Here is a 13,312-nt window from a genome sequence, read left to right as displayed (position 1 = left end):
CCAGATATTCACAGAAAAAATGAGCCCGATTGCAAACTTGCAAACAGGCTCATTGTTAATCTTTCTCTAGCCGTAGCTCTTCACAGGCGTGCCCGCAATCGCGGCCATGTTGAGCAGACCGCGCGCCGTGATGCCGGGGCTGACAACATGCGCACGGTTGCCCATGCCCATGAGAATCGGGCCAACTTCAAGCCCCCCCGCCTTCATCTTGAGAATATTGCGCGCCGCCGAGGCCGCGTCCGCATGACCAAAAATCAAGACATTGGCCACGCCCTCAAGACGGTTGGCGGGCAAGAGCCGCGCGCGCAACTCGGGGTCAAGCGCGGCATCCACATTCATCTCGCCTTCATACTGAAAATCACGTGGCGCCGCGTCGAGAATCTCGATGGCCGCGCGAATGCGCTCGCCCGAGCCGTGCGGCTGGTTGCCAAACTGGCTCTGGCTACAGAGCGCCACTTTCGGCTCCACCCCAAAGCGCTTGGCATGGCGCGCCGCGCCAATAGCAGCCTCGGCAATCTGCTCAGGTGTCGGCAACGTGTGCACTTGCGTATCCGCAATAAACAGCGGCCCGTCTTCCAGAATCATCATGGAAAGCGCCCCGTGCGGGCGCAGCTCACGGCTGCCAAGCACTTGCTCGACATAGTTCAGATGCCAGCGAAATTCGCCAAATGTTCCGCAGATGAGGCTATCGGCCTCGCCACGATGCACCGCAATCGCGCCAATCGCTGTGGTGTTGGTGCGCATGATCGCGCGGGCCAGATCAGGCGTCACGCCCTTGCGCGCCATGATCTCGTGATAGCTGCCCCAGAAGTCGCGGTAGCGCGGGTCATTCTCGGGGTTGATCAGCTCGAAGTCTGTTCCCGGGCGCGCCGTAATGCCAAAGCGCTCGCAGCGCGCTTCAATCACCTCTGGCCGTCCGATCAGAATAGGCTTTTCTGTCGTCTCTTCCAGAATAGCCTGCGCCGCACGCAGCACGCGCTCGTCTTCGCCCTCGGCAAAGATAATGCGCCGCGCCGCATGGCTCGCCGCCTCAAACACAGGCCGCATCAACAGCGCCGACTTGAAGACAGAGGCGTTGAGGCGCTCTTTGTAAGCCTCGATATCGGCCAAAGGTTTGGTTGCCACGCCAGTTTCCATAGCCGCCTTGGCCACAGCCGAGCTGACGATGGCGGACAAACGCGGATCAAACGGTTTGGGAATGAGGTAATCCGGACCAAAGGTCAGCGCCTCGCCCTTGTAGGCGGCAGCGGCCTCGGCGCTCGTCGTGGCGCGCGCCAGTGCCGCGATCCCGTCCACACACGCGATCTGCATCGCATCGTTGATCTCGGTGGCCCCCACATCCAGCGCCCCGCGGAAGATGAACGGAAAGCACAACACGTTGTTCACTTGGTTTGGATAGTCACTGCGCCCCGTGGCGATGACCGCATCCGGCGCAACAGCGCGCACCGCGTCCGGCATAATTTCGGGTGTCGGGTTGGCGAGCGCAAAAACCACAGGCTTCGCGCTCATCTTCTGCACATGCTCAGGCTTCAAAACGCCGGGGCCGGACAGCCCGAGGAACATATCGGCCCCGTCCATCACCTCGTCCAGCGTGCGCTTGTCGCTCTTCTGCGCAAAAGCGGCTTTCTGCGGGTTCATGTCTTCTTCGCGGCCCTCATAGACCAGCCCGTGAATATCACAGAGCCAGACATTTTCACGCTTCAGGCCCAGCTTCAAAAGCAGGTTGAGGCAGGCAATCCCCGCCGCGCCGCCCCCCGTGCTAACAAGTTTTATGTCTTCAAATTTCTTACCCACCACATGCAACGCATTCGTCGCAGCCGCCCCCACAACAATAGCCGTGCCGTGCTGGTCGTCGTGAAACACAGGGATCCCCATGCGCTCGCGGCAGATCTTCTCCACGATAAAGCAATCAGGCGCCTTGATGTCTTCAAGGTTGATCGCCCCGAAGGTCGGCTCCAGCGCGCAGACAATATCGGCCAGCTTCTCGGGGTCGCTCTCGTTCACCTCGATGTCAAAACAGTCGATGCCCGCAAACTTCTTGAAGAGCACAGCCTTACCCTCCATCACAGGCTTGGAGGCCAGCGCGCCGATGTTGCCAAGGCCAAGCACCGCCGTGCCATTGGTCACAACAGCCACAAGGTTGCCGCGCGCCGTGTAGCGGCTCGCATCAGCCGGGTTCTTGGAGATTTCAATACAGGCTTCTGCCACACCGGGTGAATAAGCACGCGCAAGGTCGCGCCCGTTGGCCATGGGCTTCGTCGGGCGGATCTCCAGCTTTCCGGGGCGCGGAAATTCATGGTAGTTCAGCGCCGCTTCGCGTGCGTTTTCGGTCTTATCAATCGACATGGTCTCTCCCTCAGGCTCGCGCCATTTCAAAATAGTTTAGCATTAAACCAATTAATGTGAAGCTTAATTTCTAGCCCGTTTCCGCCATGCGCAGAATCTCCCCTTGCACTCCCCTGACGCTCTCTCACAAGATAGCGCGAATATTTTGAAAGGCTTTTCCCATGTCTCTGGCCGATGCCGCACGCGCTGTGCGCCTCAATGCTTATGCGCCCTACTCCAACTTCAAAGTCGGCGCCGCCCTGCGCACCCCTGCTGGCGATGTCTTTTCTGGCTGCAACGTTGAAAATGTCGCCTACCCCGAAGGCACCTGTGCCGAAGCAGGCGCAATTGCCGCCATGGTCGCGGCAGGCCAGACACAGCTTGCCGAAGTCTATGTCATCGCCGACAGCCCCGCCCCCGTGCCGCCCTGCGGCGGCTGCCGCCAGAAGCTTATGGAGTTCGGCCAAGCCGACACCCCCGTCACCCTCGCCACCACCGAAGGCAAAGAAATACGCTACACCCTGGCCGAGCTTCTGCCCGGTGCCTTTGCAAACGAGCACATGGACAAAGCATGAGCGACACCCGTGCGCTCCTTGCGGCCCTGCGCCGTGGCCAGCCGATTGGCGCAGAGCCGCTCAAGGCCTTTGCCCAAGGCTTGGCCGACGGCGCGGTGAGTGATGCCCAGGCAGGCGCGTTTGCCATGGGTGTCGTCCTCTCCAAGCTCGCCCCCGAAGATGCCGTGGCCCTCACCCTCGCCATGCGCGACAGCGGTGATGTCACCACATGGGATCTGCCCGCCCCCATCATCGACAAACACTCCACGGGCGGCGTGGGCGATTGCGTGTCGCTGCTGCTGGCCCCTGCGCTTGCGGCCTGTGGCGGCTTTGTGCCCATGGTCTCGGGCCGCGGCCTTGGCCACACGGGCGGCACGCTGGACAAGCTCGAAGCCATCCCCGGCTTCAAAACCGCGCTCACGGCGGCCGAGTTCAAACACACCGTGGCCCACAACGGCCTCGCCATTGTCTCGGCCTCGCCCACATTGGCCCCCGCCGACAAACGCCTCTACGCGATCCGCGATGTGACAAGCACGGTCGAAAGCCTCGACCTCATCACAGCCTCGATCCTCTCCAAAAAGCTCGCCGCTGGCCTGCAAGCGCTCGTCCTGGATGTGAAATGCGGCTCTGGCGCCTTTATGAAAACGCCCGACACCGCCCGCGCGCTGGCGCAGTCGCTCGTCAGCACAGCCAATGCCGCAGGCTGCAAAACAAGTGCGCTCATCACCAATATGAACCAGCCGCTTGTGCCCTCATTGGGCAACGCCCTTGAAGTGGCCGAAGTCATGCGCGCCCTCACCTCGCAGGCCAGCGCCCCCCTCAAAGAGCTGACAGCCGCGCTCGGCGGCCAGTTGCTGGCCGATGCAGGCCTCGCCACAAGCCCTGAGGACGGCAGCGCAAAAATCACGGCCGCCATCGCCTCGGGTCAGGCCGCCGAAGCTTTCGCGCGGATGTGCCGAGCCCAAGGCGGGCCCGTCGGCTTTGTGGAAAACTGGGCGCGCTTCCTGCCCGAAGCCAACATCATCCGCGAGGTCAAAGCCCCCGAAACAGGCTACATCACCGCCTATGACGGGGAAGCGCTCGGCCTTGCTGTGGTGGCCCTTGGCGGCGGGCGACAGGTTGAGACCGACACCATCGACCCCGCCGTGGGCCTCTCGGACCTGCTCCCCCTTGGCACACGTGTCACCAAAGGCACGCCCATCGCGCGCATCCATGCCAGCCGCGAAAGCGCTGCAACAGTGGCCGAGGCGGCGGTGCTCGCCGCCACCACGTTCGGCGCAGCGCCCGCGCCCCAGCCGCTTATCTTTGAAAGGCTCTCCTGATGCCCCGCGCCTTCCTTGTGGTTATGGATTCTGTCGGCATCGGCGGCGCGCCCGACGCTGCGCAGTTTTTCAACGGCACCTTGCCCGACACAGGCGCAAACACGCTGGGCCATATCTATGAAACCTGCGCGCCAAAGCTGCCGCATATGGAAAGCTTGGGGCTGCGCGAGGCCATCACACTGGCCTCTGGCCTGCCCCAGCCCGCAGCCCCCCGGCTCAAGGGCCGCTACGCCGCCGCCACCGAAGTGAGCCTCGGCAAGGATACCCCCTCCGGCCACTGGGAGCTGGCAGGTGTGCCTGTCCCTTGGGCGTGGCACTACTTCCCCGACACCTCGCCCGCCTTTCCGCCCGAGATCACCGCATTGGTGCAAAAGCTCGCAGGCACCGAGGGCATCCTTGGCAACAGCCACGCCTCTGGCACAGAGGTGATTGACCGTTTGGGAGCCGAGCATATGCGCACAGGCTTCCCCATCTGCTACACCTCTGCCGACTCTGTCTTCCAGATCGCCGCCCATGAAGACAGCTTCGGCCTGACCCGCCTGCTCACGCTCTGCAAAGAGCTCGCCCCGCATTTGCACAAGCTCAAAGTGGGCCGCGTCATCGCACGGCCGTTCACTGGCACAGACGGCAGCTTCACCCGCACCAAAAACCGCCACGACTACGCCATGGCAACGCCCGCGCCCACGCTGCTCAACTGGGCGCAAGACGCAGGGTTAAAGACACATGCCATAGGCAAGATCGCCGATATTTTCTCCATGAGCGGCATCGACAGCACCTTCAAAGGCCGCGATGCGGACCTGATGGCAAACCTCCATGAGCACATGGAAACAGCCCCCGAGGGGACCTTCACCTTTGCCAATTTTGTGGAGTTTGACACAGAGTTCGGCCACCGACGCGACGCAGCAGGCTACGCACGCCAGCTTGAGTGGTTTGATGGCGAAGTCGGCAACCTTCTGGCGCGCCTCAAACCCGATGATTTGCTCATCCTCACAGCCGATCACGGCAACGATCCGACATGGCCAGGATCAGACCACACCCGCGAACGTGTCCCCGTTCTGGTTGCAGGGGCAGGCACAGGTGCGCTAGGACACATCCAATTCGCCGATGTGGCGGCTTCCGTGGCCGCATACCTCGGCCTTCCAACACGCGGCGCAGGGCACAGCTTTCTCTGATCCGCATTCAAAAGCGAGACAGAGACATGAGCCAAAACCTGACAGTCGTTGACCATCCGTTGGTGCAGCACAAACTCAGCATTATGCGCGATAAAGCCACGCCCTCGGCGCACTTCCGTCAGCTCTTGGGGGAGATCGCCCAGCTCCTCGCCTATGAAGCCACCCGCGACTTGCAACTTGAGATGCGCGAAGTCGACACGCCGCTCCAGCCGATGCAGTCGCCTTATCTCTCGGGCAAAAAGCTCGCGCTCGTCTCGATTCTGCGCGCAGGCAACGGGATGCTCGACAGCCTCTTGCACCTCATTCCGTCAGCCCGCGTCGGCTTTGTCGGCCTCTACCGCGACGAAGAAACGCTGATGCCGGTCGAATATTACTTCAAAGTGCCCGAAGACATCGAAAACCGCGATGTGCTGGTCGTTGATCCGATGCTGGCCACGGGCAACTCCTCGGTCGCGGCCATCGACATGCTCAAAGCCGCAGGAGCCAAGCGCATCCGCTTTCTCTGCCTGCTGGCAGCCCCCGAGGGCGTCGCACGGATGGCCGAAGCACACCCTGATGTCCACATCATCACAGCCTCGCTTGATGAGTGCCTCAACGCCCAAGGATACATCGTCCCGGGCCTAGGGGATGCGGGTGACCGCATGTTCGGCACAAAATAGCCGATTTTTAACTATTTCGCCGCTAGACTCGTTCAGACTGATCAGGCATGTTCTCACAATATTTGTGGGGGCAAAGTATGAGTTTTTTACGAGTCGCAGCGCTAGGCGCTTTTTTTCTTTCACTGGGTCTCTCAGCGGCCCACGCGCAAGCCTTGCGCAATGTTGACGGGCCGGTCAATTTTCCGCCCTCCTCTTTCAAAGGTAAGCAATTTGTCGACAACAACGGCTGCGCCTTTGTGCGCGCAGGCATTGATGGCCGCGTAAACTGGGTTCCGCGTGTCACACGCTCGCGCAAGCTCCTCTGCGGGATGCAACCCACCTTCGCAGGCCAGGAGGCCCGCGTCACGCAGCAAAGCGCCTCGTCACAAGTCACACAGATCGTGCCCAAAGCCGCACCCGCCGCGCCAGCGCCCCAGCCTGCCGCCCGTGTGGCCAAGGCTACGCCTGCTCCAGCGCCCGTAGTGCGCCAAGCTGTGCGCCAGCCCACAGCACAGGCTCCAACACGCCAACAACCCGCGCGTCAGGCACAGGTTGCCGCCGCGCCAGCACCTCGCGTGGTCCGCGTCGCGCCGCAAGCCGTGCGCCCTGCCGTGCAGCCACAGCAAGTGCGCCGCATACAACCAGCCCCACAACCCGCTGTGCGCACCGCCGCCAAAGTGGCAAAGCCCGCACCTCAGGCCAAGCCAACAGCCACACGCCAGAAAACCTGCGTCAATTTCACAGGCATCAGCGCACAATACGCGGGCACAGGCTCAGGCGTTCGGTGCGGCCCGCAAGGCCAGTCGCCCTCCGCAGGCGCGATCAGCGTTCAGCCCAAGGCAGCCGCCCCTCGCAAGGCCACAACAGCCGCCGCCCAGCCCCAGCGCACCGTCACACGCAGCAAAGCAACAGGCCAGATCAACGCCTCGGGCAGCACCCGCGTGATCCCCCGCCATGTCTATGAAGAGCAGCAGCGCTCAAACGTCAAAACGACCGTGCCCAAAGGCTACCGCAAAGTCTGGGATGATGACCGCCTCAACACCAAGCGCGCTCACATGACCGTAGAGGGCATCCGCCAATCCGACCTGATCTGGACACGCACACTGCCACGCAAACTCTACGTCAAAGACACAGGCCGCGTGGTCAACAACCTCTTCCCCGAGCTGCGCTACCCCTACACAAGCATGGCCGACCAGAACGCAGCCATGGGTCTCACAACCTCGTCGCGCAGCAAGCCGGCCGCAGCCACCGCGCCCAAGGCAGCCGCAAAAGGGCGCTATGTGCAGGTTGGCATGTTTGCCAATCCCGCCAACGCCCAGCGCGCGGCACAGCGTATTGCCGCCGCAGGCCTGCCTGCGCGCTTGGGCACGCTCAAAAAAGGCAGCAAATCCTATCGCCTTGTTTTGGCGGGGCCTTTCGCCTCAGGCCAGATCAACGCCGCCGTGGCCAAAGCCCGCAGCGCAGGCTTTGCTGACGCCTACGTGCGCTAAGCCAGACACACAGCTTCAAAAGCCCGCGCGCTTCGCCGCCGCGGGCTTTTTCTTTGCGCAATGCGCAGCCCAAGGCCTCTTTCCATTGCCTGCCAAAATACCCTATCACTCTCTCCATGCTCAACACGATCCTGCACGGCACAGCCGCATCCGCCCGCCCGCTTCTCATTGCTCATGGCCTCTTCGGCTCGGGGCGCAACTGGGGCGTGATCGCCAAGCGCTTGTCTGACGAGCGGCAGGTCATCGCGGTTGATATGCGCAACCACGGCAGCTCGCTGCACTCCGAAGACCACAGCTACGAAGCCATGGCAGATGACCTCGCAGAGGTCATCACAGCCCATGGGGGCCGCGCAGATGTGCTGGGCCACTCGATGGGCGGCAAGGCTGCCATGCTCCTCGCGCTCAAACACCCCGAGCTTGTGGGCCGCCTTACGGTGGCCGATATTGCACCTGTCAGCTACACCCACTCCCAGCAGCAATATATCGATGCCATGCGCACCCTTGACCTGAGCGCCATCGAAACACGCTCTGATGCCCAAGAGGCACTTCTGCCGCTGGTAAAAGACCCGACTCTTGCCGCCTTTTTCACCCAGTCCCTTGATGTGAAGGGGCGCGCATGGCGGCTGAACCTTGCAGCGCTTGAGGCCAATATGGCCAAAATTCTCAGCTTCCCCGAGGGGCTGGACACACAGTTTGACGGCCCCACGCTCTTTCTCACAGGGGCGACATCAGACTACGTCACGCCAGAACACCGCCCGCGGATCAAGGCGCTTTTTCCCACAGCGCGCTTTGCCAAAATACCCGAGGCGGGGCACTGGCTTCACGCCGAGCGCCCCCGTGCCTTTGAGGCCGCTCTGCGCAGCTGGCTCAACGCCGCTTAATCAGCGCCGCGCGCAAGGTCGGGTAAAGCGCCTCAGCAGCCTCTTCATGCACCGCTGGCCCCAAAAGCTCCCGCGCCGCCTGCGCCTCTTGTGGCGCATAGAGCATCCCTTCGCTCCCGCGCGCGAGCGCCGCAGCACTGGCCGCACAGATCACCGTGTCACTCACCACACCTTCGAGCTGCAACATCATCTCTTGGGTCACAGCAAAAGGCGCACTGGCCACATGAGCAAAGCCGCGCTTCTCGTCAGGCTCGTGATCTGCCATCCACAACAGCGTCACAGGCCGCCCGATCCGCTCAATCAGGAGCCGCATCCGCGCCACCCAGGCCTGCTGCAACTCTTCTGCCAGCACCATAAACCTGTCAGGATAGCGGGCCGCCAGCTCGCGCAGCATATGGTTGGTAAAGTGAAACTCGGTAAAATCCACATCGCGAAACAACTGCTCCATCGCGCTCGAAGCGCGCAAGAAGCGGTCGTTGCGGCGCGGATGCACCGTATAATATCGGTTGGAGAGCGTGTGCGCGCTCATCACCTGCACCACAACAGCCTTGGCCCGCGCCGCCATGCTCAGCACCCCGAGGTCGCTGACAAAGGCATCAAGCCCCCCGCTCATCACCCCGAGGTTCAGGCAGGGCAGCCCAAGCTTGTCTTCCAAGCGGTCCGAATAGGGCCGTGGAATAAACTTTCCAAAAGTGTCTGTGCCCCCCAGAACCGCGATATACGGCTCATCCAAAGAGCGCTTCGGCCCGCGAAACGCCAGCCGCGATCCGTCATACTCGCACATGCGATAGTCAAGGCTTGCGCCCCCAATTCGTTCATAAGACATGGTTCCCACCACTATGTTAACTCACCCATTGCCGAAGATGGGCGATAGCCATTTCCAAGCTGTTAACAAATAAAATGCCCCCTAATTATAAGCCGATGTTTCGCCTTGCAGCCGCGCAAGGCCACGGCCTATTGTGCTGGTTAACACCGCAAGGAGAGCATCATGGATATCAAAACAGTCGGCGTCATCGGGGCTGGCCAGATGGGCAACGGGATCGCTCATGTCATGGCGCTCGCAGGCTATGATGTAACGCTCAATGACCTGAGCCAAGATGCCCTCACAGCCGCGCTCGCCAAAATCGAGAAGAACATGGCGCGTCAGGTCTCGCGTTCGCTGATCACCGAAGACGATATGCAAGCAGGCCTCGCGCGCATCAGCCCAGCACTTGATGTGGCCGCCCTCGGCGCAGCCGATCTCGTCATCGAATCCGCGACCGAGAACGAAGAGATCAAAATCAAGATCCTCGAAGGCCTCGTGCCGCACCTGCCCGACCATACGATCGTGACATCAAACACCTCGTCAATCTCCATCACCCGTCTCGCCGCGCGCACCGACCGCCCCGAAAAGTTCATGGGCTTCCACTTCATGAACCCCGTGCCGCTCATGCAGCTGGTCGAGCTGATCCGCGGCATCGCCACCGATGATGAAACCTACCAGAGCTGCCTTGCCGTGGTTGAAAAGCTTGGCAAAACCGCGGCCTCTGCCGAAGATTTCCCCGCCTTCATCGTCAACCGCATCCTGATCCCGATGATCAACGAGGCCTGCTATACGCTCTATGAAGGCGTCGGCAATGTTGCCTCGATCGACAACGCCATGAAGCTTGGCGCCAACCACCCGATGGGCCCGCTCGAACTGGCCGACTTTATCGGCCTTGATACCTGCCTCGCGATCATGAACGTGCTGCACGACGGGCTGGCCGACACCAAATATCGCCCCTGCCCCCTGCTCACAAAATATGTCGCTGCTGGCTGGCTGGGCCGCAAAACAGGCCGCGGCTTTTACGACTACCGCGGCGAAGGCGCGCCCGTGCCCACGCGGTAAGGCTATTTTGCAGAACGGAGGGGGCCTTCGCAACGCGGGCCAACGGCAGCCCCTGGGGTGGCGACCCGACAGCACTTACGAAGTGCTTTATGCCTGCCAAGCACATCCTCAGAATGAGAAACGCACCTGCATCTGCCAAATCGCCAGCCCAAGGGAGGGGCTGACGATGGCCGGGCACCTTCGGTGCTGTTCCGGCTGGGTGCAGCATACAAACGTCCGAATGGGGCTCTCCCCCACCCTTCTCCGCAATAGCGCCAGCCCCAAAAGAAAAAGCCGCCGAAGTCTCCCTCGGCGGCTTTTCCTGTTTCAAAGCGTCAGCGCTTATGCGTCGAGCCAGACCTTTTCAAAATGCATCTCGCGCGCTTGGTGGCGCTCAGCATTCTTCACTTCAGCCACATGGTGCAGCGTCATGTTGTACCAGTAAGGCTGGATCATGATGCCACTGTCTTGCAGCGTCATCTGCAGGTCTTTCATGATCTCGCGGCGCGCGTCATTGTCAAACACACCTGAGGCCTCGGCCAGCTTCGCATCAAACGCAGCATCGGCAAAGCCCGTCTCGTTCCATGATCCGCCAGCCTTATAGGCCAGGCCAAGCACCTGAATGCCCAAGGGGCGCGGCGCCCAGTTGGTTGTCGAGAAGGGGTATTCCGTCCAGCCGTTCCAGAAGGTCGAGCCGGGAATAACCGTGCGCTTCACGTTGAAGCCCGCATCGCGCAGCTGTGCTGCAATCGCGTCGGTTGTCACAGTGCGCCAGTCGCCATCAATCGAGATCAGCTCAAGCTCTGTGTCACCATGGCCCGCCGCATCGAGCATCGCCTTGGCTTTCACAGGGTCAGCAGCAATCTTGGGCAGCTCGGCATACTCGGGGTGCATCGGGCCGACATGGTGGTTTTCCGCCACGATCCCGTCACCGTTGTAACCGATCTCCAGCACAGTCGCAGGATCAACCGCCAGCTGCACCGCGCGGCGCACCTCTTGGTTGTCATAGGGGGCCGCATCCACGCGCATCCGCGCCACAATCGTGTTGGCTGTCGGCTTTGACTGACGCTCAAGGCCAAGCCCGTCCAGAATGTCTTTGAAGTCGGAGTTGGTCACATCGTTGATGTGAATTTCTTCCGCCTCAAACGCAGCCACGATGTTGGAGTCATCCGTGCCATAGTCGATGAATTCGATACCGTCCAAATGGGCTTTTCCGCCCCACCAGCCGCTCTCGCGACGTTTGAGCACAGCTTTCACACCCACATCATAGCTCACCAGCTCAAACGCGCCCGTGCCCACGGCATTGGCAGCAAAGTCAGCTTCCGCATCATAGCTCTGCGGCACGATCATCGCTGGGTAGTCAGACATGCTCGCAATCAGCGAAATATCAGGGGCCGAAAGGTTGAGCTGCACGGTCATATCATCGAGCTTCACAATCGCACCGTCGCGCGCCTGTCCGCTGTCTGCATCCATAAGCGTGCTAAAGCGCGCCGCCATAGAGTTGCCTTCCGCCGCCGAGTCACACCAGCGCGTCAGGTTAAACACCACGTCATCTGCTGTGAAAGCCTCGCCGTTGCTCCACATCGCGCCTTTGCGCAGGTTGAGCGTATAGGTCTTGGCGTCGTCGCTGACAGTCCAGCCTTCCAGCAACTGGCCCGAGAAGGTAAAATCGGTGTTCCAGCGCACAAGCGTTTCCTGAAACTGGCGCGCAATGTTGCCGTGCTCGCTCCAGTCAAACGTGCGCGGGTCTTTCATCGCCAAAACGCGCATCCCGACTTTCAGAACCCCGCCTGTCTTGGCTTCGCCTGCCGCCATCGCGGGGGCTGCCTGTCCGAGCAGGCCGTAAGCCACGGCTGCACTTGCGCCAAACGTGCTCGCCATCGCGAGAAACTCGCGGCGCTCAAGTTTGCCGTCACGTGCGCTCTCGGCCCACTGCTTCACAAGCGGACGGGCCGCTTGGGTCTGAAAATCGTTGGTCATTTGGGTTTCTCCCATTGTTTGAAACGCTCCTATCGGTACGTTTGGGTGCCCACATTAGTTCATTAAAATCCGAATGTAGAGGCCAAAGGCCCGGCGTTTCGCCACAGCGCCCGCGCGCACAAAAAAGGCCCCGGACACATCCGGGGCCAGGTGCGGTTTGAACCGCTGGGGAAAATCTCTCAAAAAGCGCTCACCAGTTGCTTGGGCCTTTGTCGCCAAAGCTGTGAGCAAGGAAGTCGATAAAGGCGCGCACCTTGGGCTGCGTAAAGCGGCCGGGCGGGTAAACCGCATAGATGCCTTGTGTCTCCATCGGCAAATCAGGGATCGCATCTTCCACAAGCCCCTTCTCCAGCGCATCCGCGTAAAGAAAGCTCGGCAAGTAAGCGATACCAAGGCCCGACACTGCCGCATTGAGCAGCGATTGCCCGTCATTTACAGTCAGCCAGCCCGCCGTGCGCACTTGGCGTTTCTCGCCCGAGGGCGCGGTGATTTTCCAGACATTGCCCGCCGAGTGGTTGGAGTAATGCAAGAGCTTGTGGTCATTCAGATCGTCAATCTTCTGGGGCCGCCCGTGGCGCTGGAAATAGCTCGGCGAAGCGATCATGCGCATACTCGTCTCGGTGAGCTTGCGCGCGCGCAGAGAGCTGTCTTCCAGGTCACCAATGCGGATGGCCATATCAAAGCCTTCCGAGATCAGCTCCACATAGCGGTTGTTGAGCACCATATTCACGGTGATGTCAGGGAAGTCGGCAAGGAACTCGCCCAGCACAGGGCTGAGGTGGTTGACACCAAAGTCTGTTGCCACAGAAATTCTCAGAAGGCCCGATGGATCAGACTGCATGGACGACACCAGCGCATCCGCCTCGCCCGCATCATTCAGCACGCGCCGCGCGCGGTCATAATAGGCAAGGCCGATCTCGGTGGGGCTCACCCGCCGCGTTGTGCGGTTCAAAAGCCGCGCGCCCAGGCGCGCCTCAAGGCTCGACACATGCTTTGAAACGGCTGATTTTGATATCCCCATCTTCTTGGCTGCATCGGTAAACCCGCCTTGGTCAACGACCATCGCAAAGGCTTCCATTTCGGTCAGTCGGTCCATTCTCGATC

At 61.1% G+C, this 13,312-nt stretch carries 11 protein-coding genes; 7 read left to right on the top strand and 4 right to left on the bottom strand.

Annotated features, from left to right (window positions below):
* Window positions 1–66: 66 nt before the first annotated feature.
* The gene (locus ACTG3X_RS05715; protein WP_439110279.1) at window positions 67–2,346 is read right to left on the bottom strand and encodes an NADP-dependent malic enzyme; all 2,280 of its coding nucleotides are present in this window, start codon (window positions 2,344–2,346) and stop codon (window positions 67–69) included.
* A gap of 161 nt (window positions 2,347–2,507) precedes the next feature.
* Here ACTG3X_RS05715 and ACTG3X_RS05710 point away from each other — a divergent pair, with 161 nt between their 5' ends.
* The 6 genes from ACTG3X_RS05710 (at window position 2,508) to ACTG3X_RS05685 (ending at window position 8,382) form a co-directional block, all read left to right on the top strand.
* Window positions 2,508–2,900: a cytidine deaminase gene (locus ACTG3X_RS05710; protein WP_439110278.1), complete on the top strand. Its 393-nt coding sequence runs from the start codon at window positions 2,508–2,510 to the stop codon at window positions 2,898–2,900.
* Window positions 2,897–4,201 carry a thymidine phosphorylase gene (locus tag ACTG3X_RS05705; RefSeq protein ID WP_439110277.1) on the top strand — a complete coding sequence of 435 codons (1,305 nt, stop codon included), beginning with the start codon at window positions 2,897–2,899 and terminating at the stop codon, window positions 4,199–4,201. The genes ACTG3X_RS05710 and ACTG3X_RS05705 overlap by 4 nt, the downstream gene beginning before the upstream one ends.
* A complete protein-coding gene (locus ACTG3X_RS05700; RefSeq protein WP_439110276.1) occupies window positions 4,201–5,373 on the top strand; it encodes a phosphopentomutase in 1,173 nt (390 codons plus the stop codon). Before ACTG3X_RS05705 ends, ACTG3X_RS05700 begins: the two co-directional genes overlap by 1 nt.
* A gap of 26 nt (window positions 5,374–5,399) precedes the next feature.
* Window positions 5,400–6,032, top strand: coding sequence for a uracil phosphoribosyltransferase (gene upp / locus ACTG3X_RS05695; protein ID WP_439110275.1), 633 nt, complete (start codon window positions 5,400–5,402; stop codon window positions 6,030–6,032).
* 77 nt (window positions 6,033–6,109) lie between these two features.
* Window positions 6,110–7,501 carry an SPOR domain-containing protein gene (locus ACTG3X_RS05690; protein ID WP_439110274.1) on the top strand — a complete coding sequence of 464 codons (1,392 nt, stop codon included), beginning with the start codon at window positions 6,110–6,112 and terminating at the stop codon, window positions 7,499–7,501.
* 116 nt (window positions 7,502–7,617) lie between these two features.
* On the top strand, window positions 7,618–8,382 hold the full coding sequence (locus tag ACTG3X_RS05685) for an alpha/beta fold hydrolase (RefSeq protein ID WP_439110273.1): 765 nt from the start codon (window positions 7,618–7,620) through the stop codon (window positions 8,380–8,382).
* Here the strand turns inward: ACTG3X_RS05685 and ACTG3X_RS05680 are convergent.
* On the bottom strand, window positions 8,369–9,208 hold the full coding sequence (locus tag ACTG3X_RS05680; protein ID WP_439110272.1) for a DUF6473 family protein: 840 nt from the start codon (window positions 9,206–9,208) through the stop codon (window positions 8,369–8,371). The genes ACTG3X_RS05685 and ACTG3X_RS05680 overlap by 14 nt on opposite strands.
* A 162-nt stretch (window positions 9,209–9,370) precedes the next feature.
* Here ACTG3X_RS05680 and ACTG3X_RS05675 point away from each other — a divergent pair, with 162 nt between their 5' ends.
* Window positions 9,371–10,249 (top strand): 3-hydroxybutyryl-CoA dehydrogenase, encoded by an 879-nt coding sequence (locus ACTG3X_RS05675; RefSeq protein WP_439110271.1) that lies wholly within the window; start codon window positions 9,371–9,373, stop codon window positions 10,247–10,249.
* A 321-nt stretch (window positions 10,250–10,570) separates the two neighbouring features.
* Here ACTG3X_RS05675 and ACTG3X_RS05670 read toward each other — a convergent pair whose 3' ends face one another.
* A complete protein-coding gene (locus tag ACTG3X_RS05670; RefSeq protein ID WP_439110270.1) occupies window positions 10,571–12,208 on the bottom strand; it encodes an ABC transporter substrate-binding protein in 1,638 nt (545 codons plus the stop codon).
* A gap of 190 nt (window positions 12,209–12,398) precedes the next feature.
* Window positions 12,399–13,304, bottom strand: coding sequence for a LysR family transcriptional regulator (locus tag ACTG3X_RS05665; RefSeq protein WP_439110269.1), 906 nt, complete (start codon window positions 13,302–13,304; stop codon window positions 12,399–12,401).
* Between the last annotated feature and the right edge of the window lie 8 nt (window positions 13,305–13,312).

The organism is Lentibacter sp. (assembly GCF_965658795.1).
In the GTDB taxonomy this organism is placed as follows: domain Bacteria; phylum Pseudomonadota; class Alphaproteobacteria; order Rhodobacterales; family Rhodobacteraceae; genus Lentibacter.
Note: the sequence above shows the minus strand (reverse complement) of the source record. Positions and strands in the feature narration are given on the sequence as shown.

Bases quoted from the DNA above. Each gene is read 5' to 3' on its own strand.
- ACTG3X_RS05675 (WP_439110271.1), top strand. From the start codon at position 9,371: ATGGATATCAAAACAGTCGGCGTCATCGGGGCTGGCCAGATGGGCAAC.
- ACTG3X_RS05690 (WP_439110274.1), top strand. From the start codon at position 6,110: ATGAGTTTTTTACGAGTCGCAGCGCTAGGCGCTTTTTTTCTTTCACTG.
- ACTG3X_RS05710 (WP_439110278.1), top strand. From the start codon at position 2,508: ATGTCTCTGGCCGATGCCGCACGCGCTGTGCGCCTCAATGCTTATGCG.
- ACTG3X_RS05705 (WP_439110277.1), top strand. From the start codon at position 2,897: ATGAGCGACACCCGTGCGCTCCTTGCGGCCCTGCGCCGTGGCCAGCCG.
- ACTG3X_RS05680 (WP_439110272.1), bottom strand. From the start codon at position 9,208: ATGTCTTATGAACGAATTGGGGGCGCAAGCCTTGACTATCGCATGTGC.
- ACTG3X_RS05700 (WP_439110276.1), top strand. From the start codon at position 4,201: ATGCCCCGCGCCTTCCTTGTGGTTATGGATTCTGTCGGCATCGGCGGC.
- ACTG3X_RS05715 (WP_439110279.1), bottom strand. From the start codon at position 2,346: ATGTCGATTGATAAGACCGAAAACGCACGCGAAGCGGCGCTGAACTAC.
- ACTG3X_RS05665 (WP_439110269.1), bottom strand. From the start codon at position 13,304: ATGGACCGACTGACCGAAATGGAAGCCTTTGCGATGGTCGTTGACCAA.
- ACTG3X_RS05670 (WP_439110270.1), bottom strand. From the start codon at position 12,208: ATGACCAACGATTTTCAGACCCAAGCGGCCCGTCCGCTTGTGAAGCAG.
- ACTG3X_RS05685 (WP_439110273.1), top strand. From the start codon at position 7,618: ATGCTCAACACGATCCTGCACGGCACAGCCGCATCCGCCCGCCCGCTT.
- upp (WP_439110275.1), top strand. From the start codon at position 5,400: ATGAGCCAAAACCTGACAGTCGTTGACCATCCGTTGGTGCAGCACAAA.